The organism is Streptomyces sp. NPDC052114 (assembly GCF_040680155.1).
Lineage (GTDB): Bacteria > Actinomycetota > Actinomycetes > Streptomycetales > Streptomycetaceae > Streptomyces.
Genome location: NZ_JBFAWC010000008.1, coordinates 363,542 through 380,725, shown reverse-complemented (window position 1 = coordinate 380,725; position 17,184 = coordinate 363,542). Strand labels below are relative to the sequence as shown.

Below are 17,184 nucleotides of genomic sequence, written 5' to 3'. Positions count from 1 at the left end.
TACGCTTGCGCCCGTGAACGCCAACGACCGCACCCCTGCCGACCTGCTGCGATCCGCGCTCGCCTCGGACCCGGGCCGCCCCCTTGTCACCTTCTACGACGACGCCACCGGCGAGCGCGTGGAATTGTCCGTGGCCACCTTCGCCAATTGGGTGGCCAAGACCGCCAACCTCCTCCAGGGCGACCTCGCCGCCGAGCCCGGCGACCGGGCCGTGCTGCTGCTGCCCGCGCACTGGCAGACGGCGGTGTGGCTGCTCGCCTGCGCCTCGGTGGGCGTGGTCGCGGACGTGGGCGGCGATCCGGCGGCCGCCGATCTCGTCGTCAGCGGGCCGGACTCGCTGGAGGCGGCGCGCGCCTGCTCCGGGGAGCGGGTGGCGCTCGCGCTCCGGCCGCTCGGGGGGCGCTTCCCCCAGCCGCCGGCCGGCTTCGCCGACTACGCGGTCGAGGTGCCCGGTCAGGGCGACCGGTTCGCTCCCTACGCTCCCGTGGACCCGGACGAGACCGCGCTGGTGGTCGACGGGGTCGAGCTGACGGGGGCGGAGCTGGTGGAGCGGGCGCGCGCCGATGCGGGGCGGCTGGGCGTCGGGCCCGGGGGGCGGGTGCTGTCCGGGCTCCCCTACTCCTCGTGGGACGGGCTCAGCGGTGGGCTCTACGCGGCTCTGGCCGCGGGGGGTTCCGTGGTGCTCTGCCGGCATCTCGGGCAGCTCGGCGAGGACGGGCTGGAGAAGCGGGTCGTCGACGAGAAGGTGACCCTCACCCTGCGGTGAGCCCTCCGGCTGCCGGTGCGCCCCTTTCCCCCGTTCGGCGCAGCCCCGCCCCCGGCCCAGAGGCCGCCCGCGTCGCGTCGGGCCATGGTCGTTAAGGACGCACCACGCACCGACGCAGCCATGAGGGGTGGACGCACACGTGACCGACACCGAAGGGACGCCTGAGCCGAGGGCCACGTACGGACCCGGTGCCGGGGCGAGCCCCACCGGGGCGGGGGCCGTGCGGCGCAGGCGTCGCTGGCTGCGCTGGACGGCCCTCGGCGTCGCCGTCCTGGTGCTCGCCGCGGGAGGCGTGGGCTGGGCCGCGTACGAGAAGCTCAACGGCAACATCACCAAGGACACCGACGCGGCCGCCGAGCTGGCCCGCTACGAGAAGGAGCGGCCCACCCCGCTGGTGCACGACGCGCAGAACATCCTGCTCATCGGCTCCGACACCCGCGCGGGACAGGGCAACGGCAAGTACGGCAGGGACCCCGGCACCCAGCGCTCGGACACCACGATCCTGCTGCACCTGGCCGCCGACCGGCAGAGCGCGACCGCCGTCTCGATCCCCCGCGACCTGATGGTGGACATCCCCGGCTGCCGCCGTCCCGACGGCTCCCGGACGCGGGCCCAATTCGCCCAGTTCAACTGGGCGTTCGAGTTCGGCGGGACGGCCTGCACGGTCCGTACCGTCGAGAAGCTCACCAAGATCCGCGTCGACCACCACATGGTCGTGGACTTCGCGGGGTTCAAGGACATGGTCGACGCGGTCGACGGCGTGCGGGTGTGCGTGCGGAACCCGATCGACGACGCCGACGCCCATGTGAAGCTCGCCGCCGGACTGCGGACCCTGAACGGCGAACAGGCACTGGGTTACGTACGCGCCCGCAAGAGCCTCGGCAATGGCAGCGACACCGACCGGATGGACCGCCAGCAGGAGTTCCTCGGCGCTCTCGTCAACAAGGTGCGGAGCAATGACGTCCTCTTGAATCCGACGAAGCTCTATCCCGTTCTCGACGCGGCGACTTCTTCGCTGACGACCGATCCCGGACTCGCGAGCCTGCGGGGTTTGTACGAACTGGTGCGCGGCATGCGCAATATCCCCACAGAACGGGTGCAGTTCCTCACCGTGCCCCGGCAGTCGTACACCTATGACGCGAACCGCGACGAACTCGTCGAGCCCGCGGCGGAGCAGCTCTTCACCCGGCTCCGCACGGACACCCCGGTCGAGGTGGCCCCGCAGGAGCCCGATAAATCGGGGACGGGCCAGGAACAGGCGTCCGAGGAGTCCTCCTCGAACGGGTCGTACGAAGAGGAGTCCTCCTACGAGGAGGAGTACGACGACTCCGGCGACTACGAGAGCGACGAGAAGCCCGACGACCCTTCGCATACTCCTTCGCCCGCGCCGACATTCCGGGGCAACACGGCTGCCGGGTCCTCCTGCGAGTAAAGCGATCCTCAAGGGAAGGGCACGCCCCACCAAGAAATAGGGCGGATTGCCCAGTTGTAGGGGAGTGGAATTTGTCACCGGCGTCGTTCGACGCTGAACTGGGCGGATAGTGTGAGCGATCCGGTGCGCCGGGCCAATCGGCCGCGCACCGCTGGAACGAGTGACCGAGCGCCTTCTTGAGGGGGGAAAGGCGCCGCGTGGCCCTGACGGAGGACGCAAACAACCGTGGACGCGCAAGGCCGTGGGCGGGCGGAGAACATCGACCCCGCAGACCAGTGGGTACTCAACCCGGATACCGGTGACTACGAACTGCGACTGAGCCCCTCCGCAGGGCAGTCGTCGGTGCCCGGACCCCGTAGATCGGCGTCCCGGCAGGGTGGCCGCCGCCGCCCCGCGCCGGGCCGTGAGCGCCCCCGCGGGGACGAGCGCGACGAGCAGCGCGAGGTGCCCGTGCAGCGCAGGCGCCGCGTCAAGGAGCCCGAGCCTGCGCCGGCCGGCCGGCGCAAGCAGAAGCCCCGCAAGTCCAAGGGCAAGAAGGTCATGATCTGGACGGGCGGCACGCTCGCCTTCCTGCTCGTGGCGGGCTGCACCGGCGGCTATCTCTACTACCAGCACCTCAACGACAACATCACGTCGATAAACGACGACGGCGCGGGCACCGGCGGCTTCAGCAAGGACCGGGCCATCAACATCCTGGTGATGGGCACCGACAAGCGCAGCGGTGACGGCAACAAGGGGTACGGCGACGAGGGCAGCGCCGGTCACGCGGACACGACGATCCTGCTGCACGTCTCCAAGGACCGCACGAACGCGACCGCGTTGAGCATCCCGCGCGACATGATCACCGATATCCCGGACTGCCCGACCACGATGGACGACGGCACCAAGAAGACCATCCCGGGTTCGCAGAACGTCCGCTTCAACGAGAGCCTCGGTCAGTTCGACCGCACCCCGAGCTGCACGATGCGCACGGTCACGAAGATCACGGGGATAAAGCTCGACCACTTCATGGTGGCCGACTTCAACGCGGTCAAGACGCTCTCCAGCGCCGTCGGCGGTGTCGAGGTCTGCCTCGCCAAGGACATCGACGACCCCAAGTCGCACCTGAAGCTGGGCAAGGGCAAGCACACCATCGAGGGCGAGGAGGCGCTGGCGTTCGTCCGCACGCGCCACTCCGTGGGCACCGGCGGCGACTTGAGCCGGATCGAGCTTCAGCAGCAGTTCCTGAGCGCGCTGATGCGCAAGCTCAAGTCGAACGACACCCTCACCAATCCGAAGAAGATGATCGACCTCGCGGAGGCGGGCACCAAGGCCCTCACCGTCGACTCCACGATCGCGGACATAATGAAGCTCCGTGACCTGGGCATGGAGCTCGGCAAGCTCGACATGAAGAACCTGAGCTTCGCCACGCTGCCGGTCATCGACAACCCCAATGAGAGGGTCCACACCACGGTCGTGCCCGACCCGGCCAAGTCCGAGCAGCTCTTCGCGATGATGCGCGCCGACGAGTCGCTGACCGAGGTGAAGAAGAAGGAGAAGAAGGAGAAGGCCGCGGTGGCCGCCCGGCTCAAGGGCCCCAAGGCCGACGCCTCCGAGGTGCGGGTCGACATCTACAACGGCAGCGGGAAGACCGGCGCCGCTCAGACAACTCTCACGTGGCTGCAGAACAATGAGGGCGTGCTCAAGTCCAGCCAGCTGGGTAACGCGCCCTCGGACATCAAGAAGACGACGCTCGAGTACGCGCCGGACCAGGCGGACCAGGCCCGTCGGCTCGCCGACATCATGGGTCTGCCCGCCGCCGCCCTCAAGCCGGGCAAGAGCGAGAAGAACGCACAGGGCCTCCCGGCCATGAAGCTGACGCTCGGCGGCGACTTCAAGGGCGCTGGGGTGCCCATCTCCGCTCCGGCGAAGGCGCCGGAGGGGATCCAGAAAGTCGAAGCCGACAAGACTGTGTGTGCCAAGTGACCTGAAGCGGTCGTTCTGCGTCTAACAACGCGCCAAGGGCGTGACATCGGGGGGATGTCGCCTCGGCGCCAAGTGGACGCAGGACGCACGCAGTTCAGGACAGGGGCGGGGAGGGGCTGGGGAGATGAGGCAGGACAGTGTACGGAGGGAGAGGACCGAGCGGTCCGTGGAGCCCTCGGACGGGGGCGGTGAGCCCCCGGAGGAGGCCGCGGACGGTGCCGGCAGGCACCGGCAGCGCAGACGGGCCGGCCAGGAACGTCCGCCGCGCCGCAAGCGCGGGGTGCTCCGCTGGTCGGCAACGGTCCTTTCCGTACTGATACTTGGCACGGCCGGCGCCGGTTACCTCTACTACCAGCACCTCAACGGCAACCTGGAGACGGACGACCTGAACCTGGGCGAGCACAGGGCCCCGGAACCGACGCCCAACGCGGCGGGTCAGACTCCTCTGAACATCCTGCTCATCGGCTCGGACGCGCGGGACTCCAAGGCGAACCAGAAGCTCGGCGGCGCGAAGGAGACCTTCGGCTCGCCGCCCCTCGCGGACGTCCAGATGCTGCTCCACCTCTCGGCCGACCGCAGCAACATGTCCGTGGTCAGCATGCCGCGCGACACCCTGCTCCAGATCCCCAAGTGCACGGACCCCGACGACGGCAAGGTCTATCCGCAGACCGGCCCGAAGTACATGACGAACGAGTCGCTCGGCCGCGGCGGACCCGGCTGCACGGTCGCCACCTGGGAGAAGCTCACCAACATCCACATCGACCACTTCATGATGGTCGACTTCTCGGGTGTGGTCTCCATGGCCGACGCCATCGGCGGCGTACCGGTCTGCGTGGACAGGAACATCCACTCGCGCGACCGGGAGGGCCACGGCTCGGGCCTGAAGCTCAAGAAGGGCACCACGGAGGTCAAGGGCAAGCAGGCGCTGCAGTGGCTGCGCACCCGCTACGGCTTCGAGGGCGGCACCGACATCAGCCGCGCCAAGGCCCAGCACATGTACATGAACGCGCTGGTCCGCAAGCTCCGCGAGAACACCGGCCTGACCAGCCCCAACCAGCTGCGCAAGCTCGCCGAGAAGGCGACGAGCGCACTGACGGTCGACGACGCCCTGGGCAGCCCCAAGAAGCTGTACGACCTGGGCAACGAGCTCAAGAAGGTCTCGCCGGAGCGCACGACGATGACGACCATGCCGTTCGACTACGCCGGCGAGCGCGTCGTCCCCAAGCCCGGCGACGCGGAGCAGCTGTTCCGTCTGGTCCGTGACGACGTCCCGCTGGACGGCAAGGGCAGGAAGAAGCCGGCCAAGGAGAAGCTGTCCGACGACCCGCCGGCCGCGGACGACAAGATCGCAGTCCAGGTGCAGAACGGCACGCGCTCGGCCACCGAGCCCCCGGCCGGCGGCCGGGCGAGCGCGGTCGCGCAGCTCCTGGCCGGCAAGGGCTTCACGAAGGCGACACCGGACACGACGACGGCGCTCAGCGAGGAGAAGACCGTCATCCGCTACCCCAGCGCCGAGCTGGAGGGTGACGCCCAGCGGATCGCCAAGTCCCTGGGGATGCGGCTGAGTTCGGTGAAGAAGTCGACGGACGTCTCCGGGGTCACGCTGGTCGTCGGCGCCGACTGGCGCGAGGGCGACGCACCGCCCAAGGCGAAGAAGGACGACAAGACGCCGGATTCGGCGGACGCGCTCAGCGGCTCCGACAAGAAGGCGTGCATGAAGGTGGACCCGAACTTCACCTGGTGACGAACGCGCGTGGGCCCTGCTTCCCGGCCTCGGGAAGCAGGGCCCACGCGTGTTGTCGCGTACGCCTGTCGTCGTCGCTCAGGCCTGCTGGGTCTCCCCCATGACGGCGGGGCGGCGCGAGGCGATGACCTTCCTGGCCAGCGCGCGCGGGCTGGTGAGGAAGCCCCAGCCCCACGACATGTGCATGGTCGCGAGGGCCACCGGGATCTGCAGCCGGGCCTTCAGCGGCAGCCCCTTGCCCGCGGGGACGGACCCGGCGGCGATCGCCGCGAGGTAGCCGCCGGGGATCACGAGGCCCCACGGCGTGAGGGCCGCGCCCACCACGACGCCCGCCGCGATCGCGCAGACCGCGGTCGGCGGCGCGAGGTAGCGCAGGTTGATGGAGCCCTGGTGGTAGCGGGCGACGACGTGGCGCCAGCGGCCGTAGTCCTTGTACTGCTTGGCGAGGGCCTTCACGCTCGGGCGCGGGCGGTAGGAGACCTTCAGCTCGGGCGAGAACCAGATCAGGCCGCCCGCCTCGCGGATGCGGAAGTTCAGCTCCCAGTCCTGCGCGCGGATGAACTCCTCGTTGTAGCCGCCCTGTTGCTCCAGGGCCTCGCGGCGGAAGACACCGAGGTAGACCGTCTCGGCCCGCTGGGCCTCGCCGCCGGTGTGGAAGGCGGCGTTGCCGACGCCGATCTTCGAGGTCATGGCGGCGGCGACGGCCTGCTCCCAGGCGTTGGTGCCCTGGGCGTGCATGATGCCGCCGACGTTCATCGCGCCGGTCTCCTCCAGGAGGCGGACCGCGGTCGTGATGTAGCCGGGCGAGAGCGCCGCGTGGCCGTCCACGCGCACCACGATCGGGTGACGGGACGCCTTGATGGCGGCGTTCAGCGCCGCGGGGGTGCGGCCCGTCGGATTGGGGACCGTGTGCACGCGCGGGTCCTCGCGGACCAGCTCGGCGGCGATCTCGTCCGTGCGGTCGGTGGAGGGGCCGAGCGCGACCACGACCTCCATCTCGCCCGCGTACTCCTGCTGCAGGATCGCGTGCACCGCCTCGCGCAGATGCCGCTCCTCGTTGAGGACGGGCATGATCACCGATACGGCGGGAGGCTGCACCTCAGACTTCGCGTTCATCACGCGTCACGTTACCGCGAATGGGGGACACGGGCGCGCGCCGTCCGGGTCGCTACCCCGGGCCGCATTTCGTATGGCCTTACGTTTCTCGGGTTCCCGGATCTTCGCCCACCCCCATACGGCCCGTTCTCCGCGGAGGTGTCCCCCACGTGCCCACACCGCCCCGCTCCCCCGCCCCCTCACCGCGCCGTCCCCGTCCACCGGCCAGGAAGCCCGCGCGCAGGCCCGCCGGGCGGGGGAAGCGGCCCCGCTGGGCCATGCGGGTGGCGACCACCTTCTCCGTGACGGTCCTGGCCGCGGCCGGCATCGGGCACGGGGTCGTCACCAGCCTCGACACCGGGATCAAGCGCGTCGACGCCTTCAAGGACATGAAGAACAGGCCCGCGTCGGGCAACGGCATGAACGTGCTGCTGGTCGGCACCGACGGCCGGGACAAGATCAGCCCCGAGGAGAAGGAGAAGTACCGCCTCGGGGGCGCGCCCTGCCACTGCACGGACACGATCATGATCGTGCACATCTCGCAGGACCGGGACCGCGCGAGCGTCGTGAGCCTGCCCCGGGACAGCTACGCCGAGCTGCCCCCGCACACCGACCAGACCACCGGCAAGAAGCACCACGAGCACGCCAACAAGATCAACGCGGCGTACGCGGAGGGCGGGCCGAACCTGACCGTACGGACCGTCGAGCACATGACGAAGGTCAAGATCGACCACTATCTGGAGGTCGACTTCACCAGCTTCATGAAGACCGTGGACGTGCTCGGCGGCGTGGAGATCTGCACGGCGCGCCCCCTGAAGGACTCGCACACCGGGCTCGACCTGTCGGTCGGCACGCACGAGCTGAACGGCGGCGAGGCGCTGCAGTACGTGCGCTCGCGGTACGTCGACGGGGCCTCCGACCTGGGCCGGATGCAGCGCCAGCAGCGCTTCCTCGCGGCGCTCATCGCGAAGACGACCGGCAGCGGAGTGTTGTTGAATCCGGTCAAGTTCCGCGACGTGACGCGGACGCTGCTCGGCTCGGTGCGCGCGGACAAGGGCTTCGGGACGGGCGAGATGCTGGACCTGGGGCGGGCGATGCGGGGCTTCTCGCCGTCGTCGTCGGAGTTCACGACCGTGCCGCTGAGCGCGAAGGGCAAGAGCGTGCCCGGCATCGGCTCGATGCTGAAGTGGCACAGGACCAAGTCCAAGAAGCTGTTCGAGGCGCTGCGCGAGGACCGGCCGCTGGCCCCGCACCGGGCCAGGGCGAGGGCGGCCCTCGTCGGCGTCTCGCCCCAGCAGATCCGCGTCCAGGTGGACAACGGCACGGGGGCGCCGGGCCTCGGCAAGCGCGTCGACTCGGCGCTGCGGGCGACGGGCTTCCGCACGACGCGGGCGCCGGGGAACGTGCCGGGCGCGAAGGAGAAGCCGGCCGCGCGGACGGTCGTCGCCTACGACCCGCGCTGGGACCGCTCGGCGAAGGCCCTGGCCACGGCGCTGCCGGGGTGCGAGATGCGGAAGGTCAAGGGCCAGGGGGCGACGCTGAAGGTGATCGCGGGAACGGACTACAGGTCCGTGCGTCCGGTCCACGCGGAGGACGCCTACCAGGGCGAGTTCGGCGCGGTCACGGGGGACCAGGTGGTGTGTCCGTAGCGGGTGGAGTCCGTAGCGGGCGAGGCGGCCTCGGCGGGAGCGGTGGCCGCCCCGGCCGCCTCGGTCGTCGGAGCCCTGCGCCGCCTCAGTCGTCGTACCCCCTGCGCCGCCTCAGTCGTCGTACCCCTCCGCAGCCCGTGACTCCCGCAGTTCCTTGATGGCGCGGCGGCGGGCCAGGCGGTGGGTGCGGCGGATCTGCGCCTCCTGGTGGCGGCGGCGGTCGCGGTCGGTCTCCGGGAGGACCGGGGGGACCGTGCGGGGCTTGCCGTCGGCGTCGACCGCGGCGAAGACGAGGTAGGCGGAGCCCACCTGCTGCGCGGGCTTCGACTCGTTCCAGCGCTCGGCGAGGACCCGGACGCCGACCTCCATGGAGCTGCGTCCGGTCCAGTTGACCTGGGCCTTCACATGGACGAGGTCGCCCACGCGGACCGGTTCGAGGAAGGCCATCTCGTCCATGGACGCGGTGACGGCGGGGCCGCCCGAGTGGCGTCCGGCGACGGCGCCGGCCGCGTCGTCGACCAGCTTCATGATCACGCCACCGTGCACCGTCCCGAGGAGGTTGGTGTCGTTGTGGGTCATGATGTGGCTGAGCGTGGTGCGGGACGCCGAGGTCGGCTTGCCCGGAATTTCCGAATCCGGACTGGGGGCCTGATCTGTCATGCCCTCCACCCTAAGCCGGACGTATGTCCAAGCCCTCCCGGGCCGCTTTGCATCAGCTCTGCAACAGCCCTGGCCCGAAATCCCGACCGCCCTGTAAGCCTCACCGCCCGGCAGGTCACACTGGGCCACATGAGCGATTGGCCAGACGATCAGGCCGGCGGCCGGGGACACGGCCGCGGCAGCGGGAACGCCCAGCCCGAAGGCGCCCGTGTGATGCGGCACATCCAGCGCGGCCAGGCCTCCCGTCCGGCCGGCCCGCCCGGCGGGGTGCCTCCCCAGCAGGGACACGACGACGGCTACGGCGACGACCGGTACGGCAACGGCCAGCCGTACGGCGACGCCCGTGACGAGGTCTTCGAGCCGCGGACCCCGCGCCAGGACCCCTACGGGCAGAACCGGAGCCAGGGCTACGACAGCGGCTACAACACCGGCCAGGTCTACGGCCAGCCCCAGGGCGGCGGCAACGGCGGCCAGGGCGGCGGCCGGCCGCAGGGCACCCCGCGCCCCGCGCCGAACTGGCGCAAGCGCATCAAGTGGGGCGCGATCACCCTGGTCAGCGTGCTCGTCGTGACGTCCGTCGCCACGTACTTCTGGGCCGACTCCAAGCTCAAGCGCGAGGTCGACCTCTCCAAGGTCATCGAGCGGCCCGAGGGCGGCGCCGGCACGAACTACCTGATCGTGGGCTCCGACAGCCGCGAGGGCATGTCCGCCGAGGAGAAGAAGAAGCTCCACACGGGCTCGGCCGAGGGCAAGCGCACGGACTCGATGATGATCCTGCACGTCGCGGACGACGGCGGGAACACGATGATCTCGCTCCCCCGCGACTCGAACGTCACGATCCCCTCCTTCAAGGGCGCCGAGTCCGGCAAGCTCTACCCGAACACGGGCCGCCAGACGAAGCTCAACGCGGCGTACGCGGAGGACGGCCCCGAGCTGCTGGTGCGCACCGTCGAGTACAACACCGGCCTGAAGATCGACCACTACGCCGAGATCGGCTTCGGCGGCTTCGCCAAGATCGTGGACGCGGTCGGCGGCGTCGAGCTGGACATCCCCAAGGGCTTCAAGGACAAGAAGTCCGGCGCCGACTTCGAGGCCGGCAAGCAGACGCTCAACGGCGAGCAGGCCCTCGCCTTCGTCCGTACGCGCTACGCCCTGCCGGGCAGCGACCTGGACCGCACGAAGAACCAGCAGAAGTTCCTCGCGGCCCTCGCCAACCAGGCGGCGACGCCGGGCACGGTCCTGAACCCCTTCAAGCTCTACCCGACGATGGGCGCGGGCCTGGACACGCTGATCGTTGACAAGGACATGGGGATCACCGACGTGGCGTCCATGTTCTGGGCGATGAAGGGCGTCACCGGCGGCGACGGCAAGTCCATGAACATGCCGATCGCGGGCTCCACGGGCGGCAATCTGCTCTGGGACAAGGCCAAGGTCAAGCAGCTGGTCAAGGAGCTGAACAACGACGAGAAGGTGACGGTCTCGGGCAACTGAGGCGCGCTTCGTCCGTACGGGGAGGGCCCCGCCGACTCCGGTCGGCGGGGCCCTCCCGCGTCCCGACACGCCGTGCGCATACCCCGAACGCTGCGCCCGCCGCGAAGCCGCGGCCGCCCCGTGTCACGGTGGTCCGAACTGCCACCCGCCGACGTCCGGAGCACTGCCATGGCAGACCTGCTGGAGGAACTCAACACCACCGCCGAGGCCGGGGAGCGCGACCAGCCCCCCGCTCCGCCCGATCCACCGTCCGCCGACGCCCCCGAAGGACCATCCGCCGACGACCCCGACTCACCACCCGACGCCGCGCCCGCCGCGGCACCGGCGGCACGGGCCCGCTCCCTGCTCGCCGCGCACCCCGTCGCCGACGGCTACAGCGGCCTGCCGTGGACGCTGCGCGAGCTGCACTGGCACGACTTCGAGACCGGCGACAGCGGCCTGGAGAGCGACATCCCGCGGCTGCGCGAGGGTCAGGTCGGGGCGCAGTTCTGGTCCGTGCACGTGCCCGAGGCGGTGAGCGCCGACCGGGCCGTCGGGGCCACCCTCGAACAGATCGACCTCGTGAAGCACGTCGTCGACGCCCATCCGGAGGGCCTGCGGCTCGCCCGCACCGCCTCGGACGCCACCGACGCGCGCAACTGCGGCCGCGTCGCCACCCTCATCGGTCCGGCCCTCGGTGCCGCGCTCGGCGACTCGCTGGGCACGCTGCGGGCGCTGCACAGCCTGGGCCTGTGCGCGGTGACCCTCTCGGGCACGTCGTGGGCGGGCCCGGACGGGCTCACGGCGTTCGGTGAGGAGGTCGTGCGGGAGATGAACCGGCTCGGGGTCCTCGCGGACCTGTCCGGGGCGTCCGAGGCGACGGTGCGCCGCGTGCTCGGTGTCTCCAAGGCCCCGGTGATCTTCACCCGTTCCGGGGCGCGCGCCCTGCGCGACCATCCGGCGAACCTCACGGACGAGCTGCTCGCCGAGGTGGGCGCCGCCAAGGGGCTGTGTCTGGTGCCGCTCGCCGCCGGGCGCACGGGACCCGCGGTGGGCGACGTGGCGGACCACCTCGACCGGGTGCGCCAGGTAGCCGGTCCGGAGTGCGTCGGCCTCTCGGGTGCGTACGACACCGAGGAACCGCATCCGGAGGGCCTCGCCGACACGTCCTGCTACCACCGGCTGATCGCCGAGCTGCTCGAACGCGACTGGTCCGAGGCCGAGTTGGCGCTGCTCACCTGGGGCAACGTCCAACGCGCCCTGCGCGGCGCCGACTTCACCGCGCGGGCGGCACGGGAGCGGAGGGCCGCGTCGACGGCGACGAGGGAGGGGCTGGACGGCTGACCGGGGAGGGCGGGCCCCGGTCAGGGAGCCCGCCCCGGTCAGGGGATCTTGCAGAGGCAGAAGGGATGCCCCGCGGGGTCGGCGTACACGCGGAAGTCGCGTTTGCCCCCGTCGTCGTCCAGGTCGAGGGGGCGCGCACCGAGGGCGAGCACCTTCTCCTGGGCGGCGTCGACCTCCTCGTCGGTGCTTCCCGCGTCCAGGTCCAGGTGGATCTGCTGGGCGTTGACGTCGGAGCGGGGCCACTCGGGCGGGCGCAGGCCCGCCACCCGCTGGAACGACACCTTGACGCGCCCCTCGGCCACGAGGTCGACCCAGTCGCCGTCGTCCTCGATGGTGCCGCCGATGATCCGGGCGTAGAACTCGGCGAGTTCGCGCGGGCGGGGGCAGTCGAGGACCACGGTGCGCAGGCGGGCGACGGGGGCGGTGGGGACGGCGGGGTCTCGGGCGTCCGTCATGTCGTACTCCTCCTCAGTTTCCGCAGAGACAGAACGGGTGCCCCGCCGGATCCGCGTACACACGCCAGGTGCGGCCGGGGGTGCCCGCGTCGAGGACCGTGGCGCCGAGCGCAAGGATCTCCCGCTCCGCGGCGTCGATGTCGTCCACCGTGAAGTCCAGGTGGAGCTGTTGCGAGCCGTCGTCGGAGGGCCACTTCGGCGGTACGTGGCCGGGGGCCAGCTGGAACGCGAGGGTGGTGCCCCCGTGGCCTTCGAGGAGCACCCATTCCTCCTCGCTGCGGTCGGGGGTGCCGCCGACCAGCGCGGCGTAGAACCCGGCGAGGGCGAAGGGGTCGCGGCAGTCCAGGGCGACGACGTCGAGCTTGGCGAGAGGCATGGTTCCTCCAGGCGATCAGGTGATTACCATCTGACGGCTTCAAGCGGTAACGGTTACTCCATGCTCCCGCAGAAGGGGTAACGTCGCAACCATGAATGACAGGGCGCCCGCACCGGGTGGGCTCGCGCTGGTCCAGAAGCTGATGAACACGCTGGACCTGGAGTCGGGCGCCGACGCCCTGGACACGGCGGACGGGCTGAGCGCGTTCGGCATCGCGCCGGGCGAGGCGGCGGCGGCGCGCGAACTGCGGGAGTCGCTGCGGGCGGCGTGCCTGGCGCACGCGGGGCACCCGCCGCACGGGCCGGTGCGCGATCTGAACCGGCTCCTCGCGGAGGCACCGCTGCTGGTGACGGTGGACTGCGCCGACGGCTCGGCGGCCCTGCGCCCGGCCGAGCCGGACTCGCTGACCGCGCGGGTGGCGGCGGCGATCGCGGAGGGCGTCGCCGCGGGCACCTGGACGCGCCTCAAGGCGTGCGAGGCGCCGGACTGCCACTGGGCGTACTACGACCGCAGCCCGGCGTGCCGCAGCCGGTGGTGCGACATGGGGGTGTGCGGGGCGCGGGCGAAGATGCGGGCGTACCGGGCCCGGCGGGCGGCACCCGGAGGCGCCCCGTAGGGGGCGCGGGGAACCGCGCGACCAGCCGGGGACGGCCCGCGGCGCGGCGGCTAGGCCGCGGGCCTGCCCATCGCCCGGTACGTCCAGCCGGCCGCCCGCCAGACCGCCGGGTCCAGGGCATTGCGGCCGTCCAGGACGACCGGCGACTCGGCCACCGAGGCCAGCTCCGCCGGGTCGAGCTCACGGAACTCGCGCCACTCCGTGAGGTGGAGGACGACATCCGCGCCCCGGACCGCGTCCAGCGCGGTCTCCGCGTAGCCGAGGGTGGGGAAGAGCCGACGGGCGTTGGCCATGCCCTTGGGGTCGTACACCGTGACCTGGCCGCCCTGGAGGTGGATCTGCCCGGCGACGTTCAACGCCGGGGAGTCGCGGACGTCGTCCGAGTCGGGCTTGAACGTGGCGCCGAGCACCGCGACCCGCTTGCCCAGGAAGGACCCGCCGCCCAGCGCCTCGCGCGCCATCTCGACCATCTGGCCGCGCCGCCGCATGTTGATGGAGTCGATCTCGCGCAGGAACGTCAGCGCCTGGTCCGCGCCCAGCTCGCCCGCCCGCGCCATGAACGCGCGGATGTCCTTGGGCAGGCAGCCGCCGCCGAAGCCGATGCCGGCCCGCAGGAACTTCTTGCCGATGCGGTCGTCGTGGCCGAGCGCCTCCGCCAGCTTCACGACGTCGCCGCCCGCCGCCTCGCACACCTCCGCCATGGCGTTGATGAAGGAGATCTTCGTGGCGAGGAAGGAGTTCGCCGAGGTCTTCACCAGCTCCGCGGTCGGGAAGTCCGTCACCACGAAGGGCGAGCCCTCCCCGATCGGCGTCGCGTACACCTCGCGCAGCAGCTTCTCCGCGCGCTCGCTGCGCACGCCGACCACGATCCGGTCGGGGTGCAGCGTGTCCTGCACGGCGAGACCCTCGCGCAGGAACTCCGGGTTCCAGGCCAGCTCGGCCTCCTCGCCCGCCGGGGCGAGCTCCAGGAGGCGCGCGGCGAGCCGGTCCGCGCTGCCGACCGGCACGGTGGACTTGCCGACCACCAGGCACGGCCCGGTGAGGTGCGGTGCCAGCGACTCGACCGCGCTGTCGACGTACGACATGTCGCAGGCGTACTCGCCGTGCTTCTGCGGGGTGTTCACGCAGACGAAGTGGATGTCGCCGAACGCGGCGACCTCGGCCGGGTCCATCGTGAAGCGCAGCCGTCCGCTGGAGCCCTCGATGCCCGCGACGTGCTTGCGCAGCAGCTCCTCCAGGCCGGGCTCGTACATCGGGACCTCGCCCCGCTGGAGCATCTCCACCTTCTCGGGGACGACGTCCAGGCCGAGCACCTCGAAGCCCAGCTCGGCCATGGCCGCGGCGTGCGTGGCGCCGAGATAGCCGGTGCCGATCACGGTGATCTTGAGGGCCATGCGGTGCTCCAGGGATGGGAGGTCTGTGATGCGCTGCCCGAGCATAGTCGGGCGTGCCGGGGCCGCTCACCGGGCACGATTCCCGCTGTCGCCAAGCTCACGTATCCCTCGTGAGGGAGCGACCACTAAAATTTGGGTTACTTAACGGTAGTTAGCGTCATGGGAGCGTGAGACACCTTGGCCGGATCGGCTGATTTCGACCTGTACCGCCCGTCCGAAGAGCACGACATGCTCCGCGACGCGATCCGCTCGCTGGCCGAGGCGAAGATCTCGCCGTTCGCCGCCGCGGTGGACGAGGAGGCCCGCTTCCCGCAGGAGGCCCATGACGCGCTGGTCGCCAACGACCTGCACGCCGTGCACGTCCCGGAGAGCTACGGCGGCGCGGGCGCCGACGCCCTCGCGACCGTCATCGTCATCGAGGAAGTGGCCCGCGTCTGCGCCAGCTCCTCGCTGATCCCGGCCGTGAACAAGCTCGGCTCGCTGCCCGTCATCCTCTCCGGCTCCGAGGAGCTGAAGAAGAAGTACATGACGCCGCTGGCCAAGGGCGAGGGCATGTTCTCGTACTGCCTCTCCGAGCCGGACGCCGGTTCGGACGCGGCGGGCATGAAGACCAAGGCCGTGCGCGACGGCGACTTCTGGGTGCTCAACGGCGTCAAGCGCTGGATCACCAACGCCGGCGTCTCCGAGTACTACACGGTGATGGCCGTCACCGACCCGGAGAAGCGCTCCAAGGGCATCAGCGCCTTCGTCGTCGAGAAGGGCGACGAGGGCGTCTCCTTCGGCGCCCCGGAGAAGAAGCTCGGCATCAAGGGCTCCCCCACCCGCGAGGTCTACCTCGACAACGTCCGCATCCCCGCCGACCGCATGATCGGCGAGGAGGGCACGGGCTTCGCGACCGCGATGAAGACCCTGGACCACACCCGCATCACGATCGCGGCGCAGGCCCTCGGCATCGCGCAGGGCGCCCTCGACTACGCCAAGGGGTACGTCAAGGAGCGCAAGCAGTTCGGCAAGCCGATCGCCGACTTCCAGGGCGTGCAGTTCATGCTGGCGGACATGGCCATGAAGATCGAGGCCGCCCGCCAGCTGACGTACGCCGCCGCGGCCAAGTCCGAGCGCGGCGACAGCGACCTCACCTTCCAGGGGGCGGCCGCCAAGTGCTTCGCCTCGGACGTCGCGATGGAGGTCACCACGGACGCGGTGCAGCTCCTCGGCGGGTACGGGTACACCCGTGACTATCCCGTCGAGCGGATGATGCGGGACGCGAAGATCACGCAGATCTACGAGGGCACGAACCAGGTCCAGCGCATTGTGATGGCGCGGAACCTGCCGTAACTGGGTTTTCGCAGGTCAGTGGACATTTCCGATGACTCGCGGGCTGTGATGGGCTTCCGGTCCGTTCGGGGCCGTTTCGGGCCGGTCATGGGCGTCATGCTGGGGAAATCCTGAGCTGACGCCGGGCGGGAAACCGGCCCTCACCTGCATATGCGCAACGGCCCCCGGCGCTCTGCCGGGGGCCGTTCCCATGGGCTCTGTCAGGCGACTTCCGTCCGGCCTTCGGTGGGATCGTCCGCGCCGGGCCTCAGCATCGAGGCGATGGCCGCCCGGCCACGCTGTTCGGCCCCGCGAGAAGACCGGCCGATCGGCCACCGTGTTCACGCTGCGCGGTGACAGTCCCCTTCACGCGCAGCCACGGCCGGCCGCCGAACCGTCATCGGAACAGACCTGCTGAAGCGGGCAGCCCAGCTCCGGGGCTGCGTGGTTAGGAGAGCAGCACACCAGGGCCAGGGAGAGGAACGAGGGCCGTTCAAGGTAGAAGCCGTGCGACACGTCCCCGCCCCAACCGAGTCGTTCGGCGGCGGAGTTGACCAGTATCGCCAGGCGGGTGCTGTCGCGGTCGGCGTCGGACATGAACCGGGGTGCGTACTCGGTGAGCCGTTCCCCGAGCCATTCGGCAGCTTCCTTCGGCTCGCCCCAGGTTTCTTGGATCAAGGCCGGGGGCTTCATGAGCCAGAAGGCGGTTTCCATCGGGGGCAGGTCGCCCGAGCGGAACTCGGCTGCGGCTTCCCGGTAGCGCTGATTGAGCTTGTGCCCGTCCGTATCGTCTTCGCCCGTCGGCGGGGGAGGCGGGTTGGGATGCGGGGGCCGCCGGTGTCCTTCCTGGCCGAGCCGCGTTCGGGAACCGGTCCACAGAAATCCATGGTGGTGCACTGCCGTT

General features: G+C 70.8%; 15 protein-coding genes. 9 read left to right on the top strand and 6 right to left on the bottom strand.

Annotated features, from left to right (window positions below):
• The first annotated feature begins 13 nt into the window (after positions 1-13).
• The 4 genes from AB0L89_RS20300 (at position 14) to AB0L89_RS20285 (ending at position 5,907) form a co-directional block, all read left to right on the top strand.
• Positions 14-766 (top strand): TIGR03089 family protein, encoded by a 753-nt coding sequence (locus AB0L89_RS20300; RefSeq protein ID WP_365142632.1) that lies wholly within the window; start codon positions 14-16, stop codon positions 764-766.
• Between the two features lie 139 nt (positions 767-905).
• Complete coding sequence (locus AB0L89_RS20295; RefSeq protein ID WP_365142630.1) at positions 906-2,198, top strand: LCP family protein; 1,293 nt, start codon at positions 906-908, stop codon at positions 2,196-2,198.
• Between the two features lie 225 nt (positions 2,199-2,423).
• On the top strand, positions 2,424-4,163 hold the full coding sequence (locus AB0L89_RS20290) for an LCP family protein (RefSeq protein ID WP_365142628.1): 1,740 nt from the start codon (positions 2,424-2,426) through the stop codon (positions 4,161-4,163).
• A gap of 124 nt (positions 4,164-4,287) precedes the next feature.
• Positions 4,288-5,907, top strand: a complete 1,620-nt coding sequence (locus AB0L89_RS20285; protein ID WP_365142626.1) for an LCP family protein — start codon at positions 4,288-4,290, stop codon at positions 5,905-5,907.
• 78 nt (positions 5,908-5,985) lie between these two features.
• Here the strand turns inward: AB0L89_RS20285 and AB0L89_RS20280 are convergent, their stop codons facing one another.
• Complete coding sequence (locus AB0L89_RS20280) at positions 5,986-7,023, bottom strand: glycosyltransferase family 2 protein (protein ID WP_365142624.1); 1,038 nt, start codon at positions 7,021-7,023, stop codon at positions 5,986-5,988.
• A 257-nt stretch (positions 7,024-7,280) separates the two neighbouring features.
• Here AB0L89_RS20280 and AB0L89_RS20275 point away from each other — a divergent pair, with 257 nt between their 5' ends.
• On the top strand, positions 7,281-8,651 hold the full coding sequence (locus AB0L89_RS20275; protein WP_365142716.1) for an LCP family protein: 1,371 nt from the start codon (positions 7,281-7,283) through the stop codon (positions 8,649-8,651).
• A gap of 111 nt (positions 8,652-8,762) precedes the next feature.
• Here the strand turns inward: AB0L89_RS20275 and AB0L89_RS20270 are convergent, their stop codons facing one another.
• Positions 8,763-9,311 (bottom strand): acyl-CoA thioesterase, encoded by a 549-nt coding sequence (locus AB0L89_RS20270; RefSeq protein WP_365142622.1) that lies wholly within the window; start codon positions 9,309-9,311, stop codon positions 8,763-8,765.
• Between the two features lie 129 nt (positions 9,312-9,440).
• On the opposite strand from AB0L89_RS20270, the gene AB0L89_RS20265 reads away from it, so the two are divergent.
• Together AB0L89_RS20265 and AB0L89_RS20260 are read left to right on the top strand one after the other, a co-directional pair.
• Positions 9,441-10,802: an LCP family protein gene (locus AB0L89_RS20265; protein ID WP_365142620.1), complete on the top strand. Its 1,362-nt coding sequence runs from the start codon at positions 9,441-9,443 to the stop codon at positions 10,800-10,802.
• Between the two features lie 168 nt (positions 10,803-10,970).
• Complete coding sequence (locus AB0L89_RS20260) at positions 10,971-12,125, top strand: dipeptidase (protein ID WP_365142618.1); 1,155 nt, start codon at positions 10,971-10,973, stop codon at positions 12,123-12,125.
• 38 nt (positions 12,126-12,163) lie between these two features.
• On the opposite strand, the gene AB0L89_RS20255 is transcribed toward AB0L89_RS20260, so the two are convergent.
• Both AB0L89_RS20255 and AB0L89_RS20250 read right to left on the bottom strand, forming a co-directional pair.
• Positions 12,164-12,580 carry a VOC family protein gene (locus AB0L89_RS20255; RefSeq protein WP_365142616.1) on the bottom strand — a complete coding sequence of 139 codons (417 nt, stop codon included), beginning with the start codon at positions 12,578-12,580 and terminating at the stop codon, positions 12,164-12,166.
• Between the two features lie 13 nt (positions 12,581-12,593).
• Positions 12,594-12,956, bottom strand: coding sequence for a VOC family protein (locus AB0L89_RS20250; RefSeq protein WP_365142614.1), 363 nt, complete (start codon positions 12,954-12,956; stop codon positions 12,594-12,596).
• 91 nt (positions 12,957-13,047) lie between these two features.
• Here AB0L89_RS20250 and AB0L89_RS20245 point away from each other — a divergent pair, with 91 nt between their 5' ends.
• Positions 13,048-13,572: a CGNR zinc finger domain-containing protein gene (locus AB0L89_RS20245; protein WP_365142612.1), complete on the top strand. Its 525-nt coding sequence runs from the start codon at positions 13,048-13,050 to the stop codon at positions 13,570-13,572.
• 50 nt (positions 13,573-13,622) lie between these two features.
• Here the strand turns inward: AB0L89_RS20245 and AB0L89_RS20240 are convergent, their stop codons facing one another.
• Positions 13,623-14,966 carry a UDP-glucose/GDP-mannose dehydrogenase family protein gene (locus AB0L89_RS20240; RefSeq protein WP_365142610.1) on the bottom strand — a complete coding sequence of 448 codons (1,344 nt, stop codon included), beginning with the start codon at positions 14,964-14,966 and terminating at the stop codon, positions 13,623-13,625.
• A 177-nt stretch (positions 14,967-15,143) separates the two neighbouring features.
• Between AB0L89_RS20240 and AB0L89_RS20235 the strand changes: the two genes are divergently transcribed.
• Positions 15,144-16,301, top strand: a complete 1,158-nt coding sequence (locus AB0L89_RS20235; RefSeq protein ID WP_365142608.1) for an acyl-CoA dehydrogenase — start codon at positions 15,144-15,146, stop codon at positions 16,299-16,301.
• Between the two features lie 345 nt (positions 16,302-16,646).
• On the opposite strand, the gene AB0L89_RS20230 is transcribed toward AB0L89_RS20235, so the two are convergent.
• The gene (locus AB0L89_RS20230) at positions 16,647-17,177 is read right to left on the bottom strand and encodes a hypothetical protein (protein ID WP_365142606.1); all 531 of its coding nucleotides are present in this window, start codon (positions 17,175-17,177) and stop codon (positions 16,647-16,649) included.
• Between the last annotated feature and the right edge of the window lie 7 nt (positions 17,178-17,184).